This is a genomic window from Streptomyces sp. 35G-GA-8 (genome assembly GCF_023534745.1).
Lineage (GTDB): Bacteria > Actinomycetota > Actinomycetes > Streptomycetales > Streptomycetaceae > Streptomyces.
Window position 1 is genome coordinate 126,002 of the sequence record NZ_JAMHJQ010000013.1, and the last position, 19,220, is coordinate 145,221.

6 protein-coding genes and 1 pseudogene are annotated in these 19,220 nt (G+C 69.7%); 3 read left to right on the forward strand and 4 right to left on the reverse strand.

From position 1 onward, the window contains the following. Positions 1 to 36 precede the first annotated feature (36 nt). Positions 37 to 9,819: a LamG-like jellyroll fold domain-containing protein gene (locus M1203_RS28220; RefSeq protein WP_249952625.1), complete on the reverse strand. Its 9,783-nt coding sequence runs from the start codon at positions 9,817 to 9,819 to the stop codon at positions 37 to 39. Positions 9,820 to 10,057: 238 nt separating this feature from the next. Between M1203_RS28220 and M1203_RS28225 the strand changes: the two genes are divergently transcribed. Beyond that, on the forward strand, positions 10,058 to 11,992 hold the full coding sequence (locus M1203_RS28225; RefSeq protein ID WP_249952626.1) for a tachylectin-related carbohydrate-binding protein: 1,935 nt from the start codon (positions 10,058 to 10,060) through the stop codon (positions 11,990 to 11,992). A gap of 82 nt (positions 11,993 to 12,074) precedes the next feature. On the opposite strand, the pseudogene M1203_RS28230 reads toward M1203_RS28225, so the two are convergent. Continuing rightward, a pseudogene (locus M1203_RS28230) lies at positions 12,075 to 12,476 on the reverse strand (GtrA family protein); the annotation flags it as partial. Between the two features lie 490 nt (positions 12,477 to 12,966). Here M1203_RS28230 and M1203_RS28235 point away from each other — a divergent pair. After that, on the forward strand, positions 12,967 to 13,881 hold the full coding sequence (locus M1203_RS28235) for a class I SAM-dependent methyltransferase (RefSeq protein WP_249952627.1): 915 nt from the start codon (positions 12,967 to 12,969) through the stop codon (positions 13,879 to 13,881). 118 nt (positions 13,882 to 13,999) lie between these two features. Here M1203_RS28235 and M1203_RS28240 read toward each other — a convergent pair whose 3' ends face one another. After that, a complete protein-coding gene (locus M1203_RS28240; protein WP_374404180.1) occupies positions 14,000 to 14,743 on the reverse strand; it encodes an HNH endonuclease family protein in 744 nt (247 codons plus the stop codon). A 130-nt stretch (positions 14,744 to 14,873) separates the two neighbouring features. Then, the gene (gene mfd, locus M1203_RS28245) at positions 14,874 to 18,434 is read right to left on the reverse strand and encodes a transcription-repair coupling factor (protein ID WP_249952628.1); all 3,561 of its coding nucleotides are present in this window, start codon (positions 18,432 to 18,434) and stop codon (positions 14,874 to 14,876) included. Positions 18,435 to 18,692: 258 nt separating this feature from the next. On the opposite strand from mfd, the gene M1203_RS28250 reads away from it, so the two are divergent. Then, positions 18,693 to 19,139, forward strand: coding sequence for a nitroreductase family deazaflavin-dependent oxidoreductase (locus M1203_RS28250; protein ID WP_249952629.1), 447 nt, complete (start codon positions 18,693 to 18,695; stop codon positions 19,137 to 19,139). Positions 19,140 to 19,220 lie beyond the last annotated feature (81 nt).

A 19,220-nucleotide genomic window follows, 5' to 3' on the forward strand; every position in this document is an offset into this window, starting at 1 on the left:
GGCACTCCAGCCAGATTCCCGCAACCTGTCAACGACTCAGCCTGACGGGGGGTAGAACCATCCCCTGCTCGCAGGCCACCATTCAGTCCGGTCATGGTCTATATAGGAATTGAATTCGTCGAAGTACTTCGACTCTATCCGCCACTCCGTCGTCCCCTCCGGAAGTCCGTTTGTATTCTCCAAAGGAAACTCATATTTACCGAAACGCTCTCGGAACCCTGGCTTCATGGTGAAGACATGGAATCCGTCATCATGGCCATTTCCAGCATAGTCGGCTGCCCCCTCCGGCTTATTGGAGAGATATGCCGTGGGGTAGTCGCCTTCGTGATTACTGGCACTCAGCCCGTTTCTCTCGCTTGCTCTGTTACCCAAGCCAGGCGAGCGATAGAGCTTAACAGGCTCACAGTTGTGTGCGAGGACCGGCGTGGCACCAGCCAGCACATAGTACGTATGCGCCCTGTCCACGCTCAGGTTGTAGACCGCCGCCTGCTGCGTCCACGCCTGGACCGCCTCGATCTGGACCCAGCTGCCGTTGCCCGACCTGAGCCACTGGCCCGGCTTCAGTTCGCCGGCCTTCTGCCACTTCTTCAGGTCCGGGAGATAGAGGAGGTGGCCCTCCGTCGCCGTGATCGTGTCCGTGGCGTCGCCCTTGGCGCCGTCCGTGTCGACCGTGAGCTTGACCAGGCTCTTCAGGCCCTTGCCCTCGATCGTCGCGGTGACCTCCTGCGCGGAGGTCTTCCCGGTCGTCGGGTCCGTGGCCTTGACCTTGTCGCCGGCCTCCACGTCCTCGATCGGTTTTCTGGTGCCGTCGGCCATCACCACTTCCGTGCCGGGCAGGAAGCTGTTGCCGACCACGTCCGCCGCGAGTTGGGCGCAGGAGACCGCCGTCTGGACCCGGTCGGCCGCTTCCTCGACCCTGCCGATCTTGTCGGCCGCCTTCGCGATATCGTCCGCGTACTTCACGGCCTTCATGCCCATCCGGCCGGCCTTCGCCGCCCGGACCGCGCCCGCGCCCACTCCGCCCAGGGCCAGGCCGCCCACCGTGGCGACGGCCCAGGCGCAGGCCTCCATGTCGCCCTTGGTGACGCAGTTCTTGATGTCGTTGAAGCCGGTGACCTCTCCGACGACATTGCCGACCGTCTTCACGCCCTCCCAGACCGCCGGGGCGATCTCGATCGCGTAGTCCACCGCCGCCGAGACGGACTCGACCACGATGCCGATCTGCTCCACAGCCGCGTCACGGATGGCGTTCGTGACCTTGGCGACGTCCGCGACCACATCGCGGGTGGCCGAGACGATGATCGCCGGGAGGTTGGGGTTGGCCGTGACGATCGCCGTTGCCACCGCCATCAGCGGTTTCGCCGCCGCCACGATGTCCGGGATCGGATTGTGCTTGGCCACATACGCGGCGACCGACTTGGCCTTGCGGGTGACGGCCTCACGGGCCGCCTGGACCTGGGCTCTGGCCTCCGCCGCTTTCTGTCTGGCCCAGTCCGCCGTCGAGGAGGCCGCCGAGCTGATCTTGTTGCCGACCCATCTCGTCGCGTTGACGACGGCGTTGACGGCCGTCTTCAGGCCCGACTTCTCGTACACCCACTTCGCGGCGTTGCCCAGGGCGTTCTTGGCGATCCTCAGTGCGGAGAGCGGATGGCGCACGGTGTAGACCGCCGCCTTCCAGACCGTCTTCGCGGTCTTGACCACGAACTTCGCGGCCTTGCTGTTCTTGACCTTGTTCCAGGTCTTCTTGCACCAGCCGCAGCTGGGCCAGTTGCCGTCGGGGTCCGTGAAGTTCGTCGGTGAACCGGCGCCGTACGTATAGCGGTTGGCGAGGATCGAGGCGCCCGAGGCGTAGGTGTACGCGTCGCGCGAGTCGAAGGTGCCCGTGCCCGGGTCGTACCAGCGCGCGCCCATATTGACCTGGTCGGTCTCCGGGTCGGTGTAGTCCCCCTGGAAGCCCGCGCTGCCCGCCTGGTCGGACGCGCCCGCCGTGCCGGTCGTCGCGCCGAAGGGGTCGTACGCCGTCGAGGACGCCAGGGATGTCTGCGCGCCGTTCGTCGGCGACATGCCGCCGACCACATCGCCGTGCTTGTCGGTCACGGACAGCTGGGCCGCACCGCCCTCGGCGACCGAGAGCAGTTCGTCCGCCGCACCGCGGCCGTAGGTGGCCGAGTTGTCCTTGACCGGGTCGGGGGCGAGACCGGCGTAGGTGAAGTCCACGCCGTTACGGGTGGCCACCCGGTCCAGCCCGTCGTAGGTGTACGCGGTCCCGGACTCGCCCGCCTTCGTCATCCGGTCGAACGCGTCGAAGGTGAACTCCTCCGCCAGTCCCGAGCTGGTACGGGAGGCGAGGGTGCCGCGCGCGGTGTAGTCGTAGGTGTAGTCACCGTCGGACAGCAGCCGGTTGCGTTCGTCGAACGTGGCGGTCTTGGCGCCGTTCTTGACGCGGTTGCCGCTGTCGTCCCAGCCGTACTCGGTCGTCGCGCCGTCGGCGGTCCAGGACGTGAGCCGGCCCGCCTGGTCGTAGCCGTAGGTGTTCTTGCCGGCCTTGGCGGTGCCGGTGGTCGTCTTGCCTGTCAGCTGGTCGTTCGTGTCGTAGTCGTAGTCCGTGGACGCGACGGCCGCGCCCCCGCTGCTCTTGATCGTGTCGGTGTCGAGACGGCCCAGGTTGTCGTAGGTGTACGCGCGCGACTGCCCGGCGCCGTAGTCGACCCGCTCGACCGCGCCCGCGCCGTCGTAGTCGTAGCTCTGCTGGACGCCCGTCAACGGGTCCTTCGCGCCCGCCAGTTGCTGGCGCGCGTAGGTGAAGGTCGCGGTTCCGGCGGCGTCGGTGCGCTCGGTCAGCTGGCCGTCGCCGTTGTAGCTGTACGAGGCGTCGCCCGACGGGCCCTCGGCCTTCAGCAGCAGACCCCGGTCGTTGTACTCGTATCCGTTGTCGCCCTTGGGGGACGACGCCTTGGTGAGCCGGCCGGCCGCGTCGTAGCCGTAGCGCTTCTCCGCCGTGGCGGCCTCGGCACCCGCGCCGCTCTCCCGGATCAGGTTGCCGGCCTTGTCGTACTCCCGCTCGCGCGTGACCCCGCCCGGCGCGGTCACCTTCACGGCCTGGCCGGTCGCGTCGTACGCCGTCGTCCAGGTGCGGTCGGCGGGCGACGGGTCGCGCGCGGTCGACGGCTCGATGACGGACTCGGGCAGCCCGAGGGTGTTGACGGTGTAGATGGTGCTGTTGCCGCGTCCGTCGGTGTAGCGGGTGCGGTTGCCGAGCGCGTCGTAGCCGAAGGACGTGGTGATCGTTTTGGTGTCCGAGACCGGTTCCGTCTGGCTGGTCAGCCGGTCGAGCGCGTCATAGGCGTAGGTCGTGCTGCGGCCCAGCGAGTCGGTCGCGCTGATCAGGTTGCCCGCCAGGTCATAGCCGTAACCGACCTTGCGCAGCTCGCTGTTGGTGGAGTCCAGGTCGGCGTCCCTGACCAGCTGGCCGAGCCCGTCGTACAGCCTCGACGAGGTCCGTCCCTTGCCGTCCGTACGCCGCACCTCGCGCCCGGCGATGTCGTATCCGAACTGGGTGACCACGCCCGCCGCGTCCGTCAGCCGGGTCAGCTGGCCGAGCGCGTCATAGACGAACAGGGTGGCGGCGCCGCTCGGCGCGGTCTGCTTGACCACATTGCCCGCGTCGTCGTAGTCGTTGCGGGTGGTGAAGGAGCCCGGCTGCGGGCTGCGTTCGATCTGGGTGGTGGTGACCGGCCGGTCCATGTCGTCGTACGTCGTCTCGGCCCGCGCCCCGTTCGGGTCGGTGACCGAGAGCACCTCGCCGGTGCGGGTGTACGTGTACGACCAGCGGGCGCGGTCGTCACCGGTACCCGAACCGGTCGGCTCGTCCCTGACGATCAGACGGTTCTGCCGGTCGTACTCGTAGCGCGTCACCCGCCCCAGCGGGTCGGTCGACTCGGTCACATTGCCCAGCGCGTCGTAGGACTGGGTGACGCTCGGGGTGACGGGCGCCCCGGAGCCGGGCGCCGTGTAGGCGGGCGCGGTGGTGGAGACGACCCGGCCGAGCCGGTCGTAGGTGGAGCGGTTGATCCGGCCGAGGGCGTCCACCGACTCGGTCGCCGCGCCGAAGGTGTCATAGCCGGTGTAGGTGACGGGCCGGGTGGTGACGGGCGCGCCGCCGCCGGACTCCGTGCGTACCTCCGGCGCCTTCATGGACTGCGGCCGGCCCAGCTCGTCGTAGGTGTACTCGGTGGTCCTGCCGCCCGGGTCGGTCCGGGAGGTCGTCAGTCCGCGCTGGTCATAGCCGTAGAGCGTGGTGCGCGACGCGGCGCCGTTCTCGATGGTCTCCTTGATCGCGTTGCCCGCGTCGTCGTACTGGTAGGTGACGGTCTCGGCGTTGACGCTCACCGGCCACGGCACATTGGAGGCGAGTCCGCTGGACGCGGAGGTCTTCACATTGCCCGCGAGGTCATAGGTCAGGGTGGTGCGGCGGGCCACCCCGCTCGGGTCGGAGACCGTCGACTTCGTACGGCCCACCTCGTCATAGGTGTACTGCGTGACGAGCTTGCCGTTGCCCGCCGTCTCGGTGAGGACATTGCCGGCGCCGTCGTAGGTGTTCGCCTCGATGACGATGTCGCGCTTGGTGCCGTCGGGGTTGTGGAAGTCCTTGAGGGTGATGGACTTGACCAGATCGTCGCCGAAGTACTCGTAGACGACGGTGCGGCCCATCGAGTCGGTGTTCCTGGCGACCCGGCCGCCCATGTCGTACGCGAACGACTCCAGGACCGTGTAGTCGTCGTCCCCGCCGTCGTCCTCCCAGTCGCGCAGCCGTGTCTCCGCCATCATGTTGCGCGCGGTGTAGAGGTAGTCGAAGTGATTGCCGTTGGCGTCCACCATCGAGGTCTTGTTGCCGAAGACGTCGTAGGTGTACGAGGTCTCGCTGCCCTCGGCGTCGGTGACCGTCTCGGGGCGGCCCCGGTCGTCGAGAGCGAAGGTCATCACCCGCGTCGCGTCGCCGCCGAGCAGATCGCCGACCTCGGTGCGCGTCACATTGCCGTCGGCGTCGTAGCTGGTGGTGGTCTTCTGCTGGTGCTTGGCGCCGTTGTTGACGACGTTGGTCGCGGCCGGGTCGGTGACGGTGGCGACCCGGGAGAGCTTGTCGTAGGTGAAGGTCGTGGTGACCCCGGCCGGCTGGGCGTCCGAGACGGTCGTCTCGGTGAGCTTGCGGCCCAGCGCGTCATAGGTGTACTTCGTGATCTGGCCGGACGGTTCGGTCAGCTGGGCCAGATCGCCGCTCTTGAAGTAGCGGTAGCGGGTGACCTTGCCGAGCGGGTCGGTGGTGGTCAGCGGCAGTCCGGTGGCCGTGTTGCCGCCGTCGACCGCCGGTTCCGCGCCGGTGGTGTACGTATGGCGCACGACCCCGCCGTCGGGCGCCGTCTGGGTGAGCAGCGCCCCCTTGTCGTTGTACTGGTACTGCGTGCGGTAGCGGTTGTCGGTGACACCGGTGGAGCGGCCGTCGCGGGTCTCGGAGGGCTGGTCGGCCCGCAGGTCGAAGTCGCCCGTCGACACCGGATAGGTGGTGTACGTGGTCTGGCAGTCGTCCTTGGCCCGGCAGGTCGTACGGCGGACCACATTGCCGCGGTCGTCGTAGCCGAGCGCGACGGTGTCACCGTTCTCGCTGGTGATCGCGGTCTGGAAGCCCTTGTCGTCGTAGCCGAAGGTACGGATGGCCACGCCGTCCGCGGGGTGCCGGATGAAGTCGGGCTCGCTGCCGCCGTCCCCCGGTGGATTGGTGCAGAAGGCAGGGTCGCCCGGGTCGGGCTTGGTGCAGATCTCGGCCGGCGGCTCCGTCGGCCCCGGTGAGGAGGGGATGGCGGGTTCGCGGGCGCCCAGCGCCATCGGCTCGCCGTAGCGCAGCATCCGCGAGGTCAGACCGTCGTACTCGTAGAAGTAGGGGGCGTCCATCGGGTCGCGGACCTCGACGGTGCGCCGCAGGTCCTTGTCGTTGCCGAAGACCGCGGGCGTGCCGACCTTCCACGTACCGCCGTTGCGGTCGGTGTACTCCTCGACGCGGTCGCGCGAGGTGTCGTACCGCACCTCGGCGGCGGTACGGCCCGAGGGCAGCGTCGTGGAGGTGAGCAGATCGGCGGCCCGGCCGCCCTCGCGGTAGTGGCCCGCGACGGCCGCCGCGCCCAGCGGGTGGTGGTAGACGGAGACATCGTCGATGGTGCCGGCGAACGACTTGGCGGCGGTGGTGCCCCAGCCGGGCCAGGACGCCGGGGTAACCGGACGGGCGGCCCCGATCTGGTTGTACGTCAGGTCGTTCTGGGTGAGCTGGGCGCCGGTGAGGGTGCCGGAGAGCTTGCCGTCCAGATACAGGTTCTGGGTGGAGCCGGAGACGGAGAGCACGGCGTGGTGCCACTTGCCGTCGTTGACGTTCTTGGTGATGTCGGTGATGGGCGCGGCGGTGCCGGTCCAGAACTGGCCGCGCAGTTTGCCGTCCGTACCGACGTAGAGCAGGGGCGCCCCGCTGGTCGGGGCGGTGCCCCAGGCCTTGTTCTGGTAGCCGACGAGCGGACCGCCGACCCCCGACGCGATGGTCTTGAACCACACCTCGACGGCCGCGTCACGGCTCTTCTTGAGCGTGCCGGAGGGCAGGTCGACGCGGGAGGTGGTGCCGTTGAAGGTGGCCGCCGTACCGGGGTCGCCGGTGATCCCGCCGTCCGCGCCCAGCGTCACATCGGTGTAGGTGCCCCGGTCCTTGCCGAGGTTGACCTCGACGGCGCTGTTGGCGGCGGTGCCCTCCGCCTCGCCGAGCCGCCAGTAGGACTCGGGGCGGGAGTCGAGGACGGTGGAGCGGTAGTGGCTGCCCGCGCCGTAGCCGTAGCGCGTACAGCCGGCCTCTGGGTCGCACACCGAGTCGAGACGGTCTCCGGTGTAGGTGTAACTCCAGCTCAGAGCGGCGCCGTTGACCGCGTTGGTGGCCACCTTGGTGACATGCGCGCCGGTCCAGGTGAAGGTGAGGGAGCGGCCGGTGCGGGCGTTGACCGCCGTCGAGATCTTCCCGCCGGAGTAGGTGTAGTTGACGACCGTGGAGAACGGGTCGGTGATCTTCACCAGCAGACCGGACGAGCTGAAGTCGTAAACCGTGCCCGACTTGTCCTGGAGCTTGTACGTACCGGCCGCCGCGTCCGCGGTCAGTTTGGCGAACCGGCCGGGCGGCGGGGCGAACGTACCGTCCGCGTTCTTGCCGAAGCGGACGTCCTGGCCGTCCGGGTAGCGGATGACGACATTGCCCGTGCCGTCGTCGTCGGGGGTCAGCCGCATGTCGTACCGCGTCGACCAGCCCGCGCCGAAGGCGGCGTCACGCCTCGGGTCCAGGCTGTTGTACGTCCGTACGAGCGTGAGGTCCGGGCCCACCCCGGCCACGGAGGCGTCGATCGCGGCGGTGGTGAAGTTGCCGACGTTCGGGTCGAACTCCTTGCCCTGGGCCTCGGCGAGCCGCGAGGTGATCTCGGGCTGCGGAACGGCCGCCACCAGCGCGACCTGCGCGGTCGGCACCTCGTTCGACGCGTCCTTGACGAAGCCGCGCCACAGATAGGTCGTGCCCCACTTCAGCCGCCCGGCGGGCACGGTATAGGCGGAGCCCGACTGGTACGCGGAGGTGGTGCAGCCGGTCGGCTTGCCGTCCTTGTCCGCCTCGCAGATCTCGAACTTGTACTGGAGCGCCGAGCCGGGCGGCGCGTCGATGTCGACGCCGGCCGCCCACAGCTGCGGGGTGAGGGTCTGCGCCTGGTAACCGTTCGGCGGGAACTGCTCCTTGACCACCGGCGCGATGTCGAAGACCTGGAGGACGAGCCGGCCGGGCGGCACCTGTTCGTCGGTGAAGACCTTGCCGCCGGTGCGGACCATCGTGAAGTCGAGCATGTAGGTGCCCGGCGGCAGCGCCTTGATGGTCGCGTCGAAGGTGATGCGCCCGCCGTGGGCGACCTGCCCCGTGACATCGGCCGCGCGCTGCTGGGTGACGAGCTTGCCCTTGGAGTCGTACGCGCGGTAGGCGAGGTAGTAGCCGCCCGCGGTCCAGGTCTCCGCGCCCTTGTTGGTGACGGTGACCTTGACCTTGCCCGCCTGGTTCTGGAGGACGGGCGGTTCGGGCACCGGCTTGGGGAAGGAGTAGGACGCGTTGTACGGGGAGTGCGTGACGAACAGCTTCGGCGGGTTGGCGGTGGTGTCGCCGGTGAACTTCTTGAACCCGAGCGGGTCGGTGGCCGAAGCGCGCAGGGAGAGCCCGTAGTTGGGCTGGCTGCCGTCCACCCAGCGCTGCACCAGGTCACGGCCGCCCTTGCCGAGGTCGAACAGCTCACCGGCGGCGGGGCAGCCGGACTTCGAGGAGCCGACGGCGATATGCCCGTACGCGAAGGACTTGGACGCCAGCGAGCCGCCGACCGAGGGGCCGGGGTACGAGCCGCCGGTCGCGACCGTCCAGGACTGGGTCACCGGATGGACGGAGACGGAACGGGCCTTGCAGGAGGGCGCGTCGAAGTTCACGACCTGGAGCTGCGCGCCGAAGATCTTGTGGTTCTTCAGCTCCGTGTCGAGACCGGGGAAGCCGAGGTAGGAGGCGGTGGAGCCGGCCGTGCCCTTGCCGACATGCAGTTCGTTCGAGCCCGCGACCGCTCCGTTCTCCGTGACGTACATGGAGCGGGAGGACGCGGTGGTGTCGACGGACGGGTCGACCCGGACGGGGAAGGCGCGGGCCGGATCGGCGAGCCAGTCGCGGTCGGCGCTGACCCGGAGGGCCTGGCCGCCGTCCCGCGCGATCAGTTCGTAGCGGACGGCGTGGGAGACCGCGCCGTTGGCGTCCTCCATGAAGCCGGCCGGGATGACGGCCTTCGTGCGTCCCTGGTCGTCGGCGAGGACGACGGAGCCCTCGCCGCCGGAGCCCGCGGTGCCCGGCTTCGCGGTGAGGCCGGTGAGCGCGAGGGGGAAGTCGAAGGTGGTGGGGGCGTCGGTGGAGCGCAGGACAAGCGTCTCCTTGACCCCGCCCGCCCGCGAGTCCAGCCACAGATCGGTCTCGGGCAGGACTTCGCGGTAGCTGACCCGGCTGTCGGCCGCGCCGTTCCCGTCCCCGTTCCCGTCCCGGTCCCCGTCCCCGTTCCCGTTCCCGTCCTCGTCAACGTTCTCCGGCGTGGCGGCTCCCTTGGCGGCGGCGGCGCCGTCCAGTCCGTACGCGAAGGACTCGCCGGAGGGGAAGGTGACGGCCGCGAGCCGGTCCGCGTCCGCCCGGTCGGCGAGCCGTACGCCCACGGAGCCCGCGGCGCCCGCCCAGCCGCCGTCCGACGCGACCAGCGCGGGATCGACCGGCCGCCAGGCGCCCGTGCCGTCGCGGTAGTGGAGCGGGGTGGTGGAGAGCTCGGTCGTCTCGGTGCCGTCGGCGTTGGCGTAGGTACGGCTGTGCGCGGCGCGCTCGGAGACGATCTCCTTGCTGGTCGCGCGGTCGAAGCCGGTGACGGCCTCGGCCGGGGCGGGCGGCGTGGCGACGGAGGCGGTGTTGCGCGCCTCGTCCGGCTTCCGCACCGACGGCGCCCGCAGCGGGTACTTGGCGCGCAGCGACTGTCCGGTGGTGCGGTTGGTCCCGTCGGCGACCAGATGGTCGCGGCCCTCGGCGCTGCCCCAGCGCTGGCCGGGACCCTTGGCGCCGGGCAGCGGCTCGGGGAACAGCGGGAACCCGACACCGGCCACCGCCACGGTGCCGACGGCGACGACGCCGATCACGGCGAGCGCGATCAACTTGGCCCAGCCTGTGCGGCACAGACGGGCCATCAGGTACTTCCGCACGTGTCTCCGGTACGCCGGCACGGTCCCCCCAAGAACCCAAGGAATTGATCTTCACATCATGACCATGACATGAGGGCCACGTCGAGGGCCGCACAAAAACTTCACTCCGCGGCCTCCTTCTCAAGATCGTTGTTCACTTGCGCGCTACCGCAGCGTTCACCCAGCGACGTTTAGCATCCGCCGCATGACTCTCAAATCGCCTTTCAGACAGAGACGTTGGACAGCACTGGCCACCGCGGTGGCTGCTTCTCTGCCCCTGCTCGTAGCGGTGGAGGGCACGGCTCACGCGGCGGAAGCCGCGAGCTGCACCGCCACGGGACCCACCTACGCCGTCAACAAAGCGGGCGAACTGCTCCGGTACGACATGCCCACCCCGCTCACCGGTGGCTCGCTGTCGTCTCCCGGCACCATCGACACCGGCTGGAGCGGATACGGCCGGGTGCTGGCCGGAAAGGGCGCGCAGTTCTTCGGGATCAAGGCCGACGGGCTCTACCTCAGCCACCGGGTGGCGTCGACCGGCACCTGGGACATCCACCACAAGAAGATCAGTGACAGCTTCGGCTGGCTCATCAAGGCCGAGGACCGCGACCAGGTGACCGTGGACCGGGCCGGCCGGCTGTGGGTCGTGGACAACACCGGACAGCTGCGCTCATGGCAGTACGACACCGCCACCAGCAGTTGGACGGCGAACAGCGGAAAGATCCTCGACCAGGGCTGGGAGCGCTACAACCTGATCGTCGCGGCCGACGACGGCGTGCTCTACGGCCGTGCCACGGCCGACGGAAAGCTCTACCGCAGCCGCTATGACTTCACCAGCCAGCGCTGGACCGAGCGGCATGTCGTGGAGAGCCTCGCCGACTGGAACCAGTACACCAAGGGCATCACCTCGATCGGCGGTGACACCCTGCTCGGCATCAACGACGCCGGTCAGGCCAAGTTCTACCGTTTCGACGAGAACATCCGCGACTTCCCTGTGTACAACAAGGAGGTCGGCACCGGTGGTTGGCAGAACTACCCCAACGTCACCGGGGCGCCGGACGCCTGCCGGGTCGTCAACAGCCACACGCCCGCCTCGCCGTCCGTGGCACTGGAAACGTACAGCCGCGCTTCGGTGATGCAGTCGTCGTCGGGCTCGCTGGAGTACGCGTACACCGACAACATCGGGCGTCTGGTGCACGGACGGCAGACCGACCCCTCGGACTTCAACGGCGTCCAGTGGACGACGATCTCGGGCAACGAGGCGTTCTCCGGGCAGCCCTCGCTGGGCGAGCACACGGACGGCCGCGTCGTGGTCACCGGACACAACACCTCGGGCAGCGTCTGGCAGCGCAACCAGGTCGCCAAGTCGTCCGCCGACTGGGGCTCCTGGATCAATCTCGCCGGGGCCATGGCCCAGCACGCCGTCACCGCCAAGACCCCGAGCGGGCTGCTCGTCCAGTTCTCCGTGGACGCGAACGGTGCCCCCTGGTACCGCATCCAGCAGCGCGCCAACGTCGACTTCATGGGATGGATGCCGCTGTCGGGCAGCGGCCTGAGCGGACCGCTCACCGCGGTGACCGTCCGCGACGGCATCCAGATCTTCGGCAAGAACTCCTCGGGCGTCCTCAGCACGGCCCTGTTCAAGGAGGCAGGCACCCTCTCCTCCTGGACAACGCTGGGCGCACAGGCCGTCACCGGCACCCCGGCCGTCGTGGTCTACCCGGGCTACCGCCTCAGGATCTTCGGCACCGATGGCGCCGGCAATGTCGTGACGACCACCCAGGCCACCGAGGGTGGAGCCTACGGCGCTTGGTCCACGATCGACGGTGTGAAGGCGCAGGGCTCGCCCAGCGCCGTGATCAGCCCTCAGACCGGTATCACCGAAATCGTGGTGCGCGGCACCGACGGCACCATCCACAACACGGGTGAGACGGTGCAGGGCTCCGGCACCTGGCGGGCCTGGCAGCAGCCGAGCGAGGAAGCCGCCGCGACCGAGCCGACCGCGTTCACCTTCACGAACGCGTCCGGCCCGACCTGGGCGTACTCGTTCCGCACCGCGGACAACCAGACCCGGGTGTACCGCGTGGACCTGGGCTTCTCGCGTATGGCGCGGAGCGCTCAGGGCGCGGCCGACTCCCCGGTCGACGCGCCGGCCTTCACCGGCCGGACCCTGCCGGCCCCGCCGGCGAAGTGACGGAGGGGGCGTCGGCCACGGCCACGTGGTCGGCGCCCTCCCGGGGGCCCGGCGGTGACTGGGCAGCGCCCGTCCGCGGGCTCGCCGGTGACTGGGCGCCCTTCCGCGGGCGGGGGTCCGGGCGGAGCATGATGGCGCGGGAGACGACGAAGGTGATCGGGATGGCCCCGGCCGCCGCGATCAGCGGCGCGTACCGGCTGCCGAAGTGCATGACGTCCACCAGCAGATAGACCCCGACGGTGGTGATGATGAAGTTCGCCGCGTTGGTGAGCGGGAACAGCAGGAACTTCCGCCAGGTGGGGCGCGTCCGGTAGGTGAACCAGCTGTTCAGGAAGAACGACCCGATCATGCTCAGCACGGACGCGACGACATGCGCGGCCACATACGGCATCCGGCTCAGCAGCAGCAGGTAGAAGGCGTAGTACGTACCCGTATTCGCCACGCCGACCAGCGCGAACCTGACCATCTGGATCCGGACCGTCATGTGCGTGCGCGCTCCCCCTGATTACGGCTCCGGCGGAGGCCGCTTCACTCCAGGAGAACAGAAACCCGGGAGAATGTCGCGGAAGGACATTCCGTACGACCTACGGGCAACCGTTCGATGAACGAAGTGAATTGAGACCTGTTTTCCCGCTTTGTACTGGCATATTCACGCTTCATGCCAGCCCTGGACAACTTACGCGGCCGGAGCACCGCGTCCGCCGCGGGGGCCCTGCCGGCCCACCTCCCACCTCGGGCTTTTCGCGGCACCATTGAACGGCTCCCAAACCACCGTGGACTGTTCATTTCGTCCCCCGGATTGCGTTTGGGCTCGATGGTGGCGGGCTCGGCCCTGATCATGCTGGTCAGCGTGGCTTTCCTCACTGCCGCGCGCCGTCGCGCCATGCCCGCGTCGCCCCCGCGACACCAACCCTTCATCTATTGAGCACTGGAGTGTGGCCCGCCGCGCCCACGTCTGAGCGTAGTTTCCGCGCATGGCTTCTCTTTTGAGCAACCGGCTGGCGAAGCGCATTCTGCGGCCGGCCGCCGGTATGGTTGACCGGCGCATCAAGCATTCGCCCCTGCGTACTGATCTGGATGACCTCAAGCGTGAAGTCGCCGACTTGCGCGCTCAGCAGTACGCGTTCGGCCTGTTGTTCGACAGGACGGGGCGCAGCGGTCACCGGGTGCCCACGCCCGGGCAGATCAACACGCTCGTCAAGCAGATCGCCGAGGTCACGGGCGAGGACGGCGCGCACGCCCGGCGCAACGTGACGATCGCGTTCCGCAATGTGATCGCCCTGGAGGCGCTGGCCGTGGGCCGGCTCGCCGGCTCCACCTCGAACGTGTGCGGCAAGCTCGCCACCGTGCCGCTGCTCGCCCCGCCGAACAGTGACGTCCTGGAGATCGGCACGCTGTACGGCCTGTTCTCGGCGACGATGATGCGCATGCTGCACCGGGCCGGTACGGAGGCGCGGCTCACGATCGTCGACCCGCTGGTCGGCAGTCAGCTCCAGCCCGGCACGAAGCAGTCCGCTGATCCCACCGGCACGCCGGTGCGCATAGACGTCCTGCGCGCCAACCTCGCGCTGGGCGGGCGGTCCGGCGCAGAGGCCCGTATACAGCAGGGCTTCTCCGGGGACCCCGAGGTGCGGGCCGCGGTCTCCGACCGTGAGTACGGCGTGATCGTGGTGGACGGCGACCACTCCGCGGAAGGCGTCATGGCCGACCTGGAGTGGGTCGAGGAGATCGTGGCACCCGGCGGGATCGTCGTTCTCGACGACTACGGCGACGGCCACTGGCCGGGCGTCCAGGAGGCCACGGACAAGCACCTGGCGAACGGTACGACGCGACTGGAGATGCTGGGACGCGTCTCGACGTCGGCGTTCCTGCGGGCGAAGCCCGCGTAGGGCACCTCACCGAAGTCATACCGCCCGGGCGGGTCGGCGGTCTCGCCGCACCCGCCACGCGCGAAGTCCTCGGCCCACCGCACGGGGGGCCGAGGGACGGGGGCGGCCGGGGACCTGGTCAGCCGCCGCACTGCTGGAGCATCGTCCGCTTGTCCGCCGCGGTCACGGGCATCTCGTACTTGAGCGCGACCTGACCGAAGCGGACCGCGTACGAGCACCGGATCGCCTTGTCCGGCGGAAGCCAGGACGCCGGACCGGAGTCGCGCTTGGCCGAGTTGGCACGGCCCTCCACCGGCAGCAGATTCAGCACGTCGTTCGCCAACTGGCGGCGCTTCTCCTCGGACCAGCGGGCAGAGCCGAGCTGCCAGCTGTAGGACAGCGGCACCACATGGTCTATCTGCACCTCGCTCGCCCGCTGCTTGCTCCACTCGATCGTCCTGCCGGTGTAGGGGTCGTGCAGCGTCATGGACGCGACCACACAGTCGGAGCCGGAGCGGAAGCGCAGCTCCTGGCCGTCGCGGCGCAGGAGATCGTTGCGGGTGTCGCAGCCGTTCCGCGCCAGCGGCACCCCGTCCGCCGTGTCTGTCCAGGCGGAGCCGAACTCGTCCCGGTCATAACCGGTCTTGGGCCCCCGCCCCGCGGTTCGTACCCGTTCGATGAGCTGCCGCGCGCTCTCCCGGTCGGCCTCGGAACCGATCGCCGCGAGCCCCGGCTTCGTCCCGTCGGGATTCCCGAGCGGCCCGGCACCGTGCCCGCCACCGCTCGGCGCCGACGCGGACACCGAGGCGGACGCCGACGCATCGGGATCGGCGGCCGGCTCTCCCGTACACCCCGTCAGCACCACCGCGGACACCAGGGACACCACGGGAAGGGCAAGAGCCCTTCCCTCACGACACGTTCGCGTTATTCGTTCCTCAAGACTGCTCACCGCCGCACTCTAGTGCGGGTCGGCGCATCGGCGCGGCGGTGACCACCGGATCGCGGCCGGTCGGCTACGAGCCCAGGATCGTCGCCAGGAACTCGCCCGTCCACGCGAGCAGTTCGCGTCCCACGACCGGCTTGCCGCCGATCTTCCCGCTCGTCGGGCGCGGTACCAGGATCTGGTGCGCCGGCGCCTTGATGACCGTACGGGGATAGAGCCGCTTCAGGCGCAGTTCCTGCGACTCCCGCAGCTCCACCGGCGCGAAACGGATGTTCGCGCCCTGGAGCACGATCTCGCCCACGCCGCACGCCCGCGAGAGCATCCGCAGCCCCGCCACCAGCAGCAGATTCTCCACCGGCTCCGGGAGCTTGCCGTAGCGGTCGGTCAGCTCCTCGCGGACCGCCGCGATGTCCGCCTCCGTGTTGGCCGAGGCGATCGCGCGGTACGCCTGGAGCCGCAGCCGCTCGCCCGGCGCGTACTCGTGCGGGACATGCGCGTCGACCGGCAGCTCGATCTTGACCTCCAGCGGCGGCGCCTCCTCCACCCCGCCCTCGATGGAGGCGCGGTAGTCGGCGACCGCCTCGCCCACCATCCGTACATACAGATCGAATCCGACCCCCGCGATATGACCGGACTGCTCGCCGCCGAGCAGATTGCCCGCGCCGCGGATCTCCAGGTCCTTCATCGCGACATACATGCCCGCGCCCATCTCCGTGTGCTGGGCGATCGTCGCGAGGCGCTCATGGGCGGTCTCCGTCAGCGGCTTCTCCGGCGGGTAGAGGAAGTACGCGTAGCCGCGCTCCCGGCCACGCCCCACCCGGCCCCGCAGCTGGTGCAGCTGCGAGAGGCCGAAGTTGTCGCCGCGCTCCACGATCAGGGTGTTGGCGTTGGAGATGTCGATCCCGGACTCGACGATCGTCGTGGAGACCAGGACGTCGAATCTCTTCTCCCAGAAGTCGACCACGACCTGCTCCAGCGCGCTCTCGCCCATCTGGCCGTGCGCCGTCGCGATCCGCGCCTCGGGGACGATCTCGCGCAGCCGCGCCGCCGCCCGGTCGATCGACTCCACGCGGTTGTGGATATAGAAGACCTGGCCCTCGCGCAGCAGTTCACGCCGGACGGCCGCGCCGATCTGCTTCTGCTCGTAGGGGCCGACGAAGGTCAGCACCGGATGGCGCTCCTCCGGCGGCGTGGTGATCGTCGACATCTCGCGGATGCCCGTGACGGCCATTTCGAGCGTACGGGGGATGGGTGTCGCGGACATGGTGAGGACATCGACATTGGCGCGCAGCTTCTTCAGCTGTTCCTTGTGCTCCACGCCGAACCGCTGCTCCTCGTCCACGATGACAAGCCCCAGGTCCTTGAACCTGGTCTCGGACGAGAAGAGCCGGTGCGTACCGATGACGATGTCGACCGCGCCCTCCCGCAGTCCCTGGAGCGTCGCCTTCGCCTCCGCGTCCGACTGGAAGCGGGACAGCGCCTTCACGGCGACCGGGAACTGCGAGTACCGCTCGGAGAAGGTGCCGAAGTGCTGCTGCACCAGCAGCGTCGTGGGGACGAGGACCGCGACCTGCTTGCCGTCCTGGACCGCCTTGAAGGCCGCCCGTACGGCGATCTCCGTCTTGCCGTAGCCGACGTCGCCACAGATCAGCCGGTCCATCGGGACCGTCTTCTCCATGTCCTCCTTGACCTCGGCGATGGTGGAGAGCTGGTCGGGCGTCTCCACATACGGGAACGCGTCCTCCAGCTCCCGCTGCCAGGGGGTGTCGGGGCCGAAGGCATGGCCGGGGGCCGCCATCCGCGCCGAGTAGAGCTTGATCAGGTCGGCGGCGATCTCCTTGACCGCCTTCTTGGCGCGCGCCTTGGTCTTCGTCCAGTCCGCGCCGCCGAGACGGTGCAGCGTCGGAGCCTCGCCACCCACGTACTTGGTGACCTGTTCCAGCTGGTCGGTGGGGATGTAGAGGCGGTCGCCCGGCTGGCCGCGCTTGGCCGGGGCGTACTCGACGAGCAGATACTCCCGGGTCGCGCCCTGCACCGTGCGCTGCACCATCTCGACATAGCGGCCGACGCCGTGCTGCTCGTGGACGATGTAGTCGCCCGTCTCCAGCGTGAGCGGATCGATGGTCTTGCGGCGCTTGGCCGGCATCCGGGCGCCGTCCTTGCCCGCCGCCTTCTGGCCGGAGAGATCGGTCTCGGTGAGCACGGCGAGCTTGAGGTCCGGGTCCACGAAGCCGTAGTCGATCGAGCCGCACGCGACATGGACGACGGACGGGCCGATCTCCTCCAGACCGCGGGCGGTGCGGGCCCCGGGGGTGTCGAGCCTGGCCGGGATGCCCTCGCCGCCCAGGACCTCGACCGTACGGGCGGCCGTGCCGTGCCCCTCCGTGACGAAGACCGTACGCCAGCCGTCCGCCAGCCAGCCCTTGGTGTCGGCGAGCGCGCGTGCGGTGTCGCCGCGGTACGACTCCGGGGCGTGCATCCCCAGCGTGATGGCCTCGCCCGAGGCGTCCTCCAGCTCCTCGTCCACGGCGAACGGGGAGACCGACCACCACATCATGCCCAGCTCACGGGCGTGCTCCCGGATGTCCGCGATGCCCCGCAGCGAGGCCGCGCCGACATCGATCGGGGCCTCGCCGCCGTCGGCGCTCGCCGCCCAGGACGCCTGGAGGAACTCCTGGCTCGTCGCCACCAGGTCCGCCGCCCGGGTCCGTACCCGCTCGGGATCGCAGACCAGCGCCATCGAACCGGCGGGCAGGACGTCGAGCAGGAGCTCCATGTCGTCGACGAGGACCGGCGCCAGGGACTCCATGCCCTCGACCGCGATCCCCTCCGCGATCTTGCCCAGCAGCTCGCCCAGCTCCGGATGCAGCTCCGCGAGCGCGGCGGCCCGCTCCCGTACCTCGGGGGTGAGCAGCAGCTCCCGGCAGGGCGGCGCCCACAGTCCGTGTTCGGCCACCTCCAGGGAGCGCTGGTCGGCCACCTTGAAGTAACGGATCTCCTCGACGTCGTCGCCCCAGAACTCCACCCGCAGGGGGTGCTCCTCGGTGGGCGGGAAAACATCCAGGATGCCGCCGCGCACGGCGAACTCGCCGCGCTTCTCGACCAGCTCCACCCTGGCGTACGCGGCGGCGGCCAGCGCTTCCGTGATCCCGTTCAGATCGGCGCTCTCGCCGCTGCGCAGCGCGACGGGCTCCAGCTCGCCGAGCCCCTTGACCTGCGGCTGGAGTACGGAGCGTACGGGCGCGACCACCACGCTGACCGGGCCGGCCGTGGGGTCGTCCTTCGCCGGGTGCGCGAGCCGGCGCAGCACGGCGAGCCTGCGGCCCACGGTGTCGGAGCGGGGCGAGAGCCGCTCGTGCGGCAGGGTCTCCCACGACGGGTACTCGACGACGGTGTCCGGGTCGAGCAGCGAGCGCAGGGCCGCCGCCAGGTCCTCGGCCTCCCGCCCGGTGGCGGTCACGGCCAGCACGGGCCGCCCGGCCTCGCGCGCCAGCGCGGCCACCGCGAAGGGCCGCGCCGCGGGCGGTCCGACGAGGTCGATGTGCGGGCGGTGACCCTCGGTGGCGGCCTTCACCGCTTCGGCGAGCGCCGGGTCACGTACGACGGCGTCCAGCAGACCGTGCAGGCTCATGAAGGGGGGTTCCATCCAGATCCGAGATCGAGCGGGCGAACAGTGCGGGCAACGCAAGGGACCCGACACGTCTCACGGGCCGGGGGTTCTCCAGCGTACGACGCCGGTGTGACACCCGGGACCGGAAGCCGACCGGAGCGGGGCCGGCGACGGGAACCAGGAATGCTCGAACCCGTACGTTCATTGAAGGAAGCACGGGACGCGGGCCGTGACCGGCGCGCGTCCGACGCCGGATTCCGACGATGGGATGGGGTCAACATGCCTCTTGAGGGTGAGTACGAGCCCAGCACGCTGCCGATGGCACGCGAGCAGGTCGAGTTGTACGAGGGCTCGGGCGGTAAGAAGGGGACGACACTGAACGGCCTGCCGGTCATCGTCCTCACCACCCGGGGCGCGAAGAGCGGCAAGATCCGCAAGAGCCCGCTGATGCGGGTGGAGCACGAGGGTGTGTACGCGGCGGTCGGGTCCATGGGCGGCGCCCCCAAGCACCCGGTCTGGTACCACAACCTCGTGGCCGACCCCCGGGCGGAGCTCCAGGACGGCCCGGAGCGCCAGGACATGATCGCCCGCGAGGTCACCGGGGACGAGAAGACCCTGTGGTGGAAGCGCGCGGTCGAGGCGTTCCCGCCGTACGCCGAGTACCAGACGAAGACGGACCGTGAGATACCCGTCTTCCTCCTGGAGCCGTCACCCACGCCCCACTGACCGGCCGCCCCCACTGACCGGCCGCCCCCGGTGCCCCGGGCCCGCCCCGGGGCACCGGGATGTCCCGAAACCCCACGGATG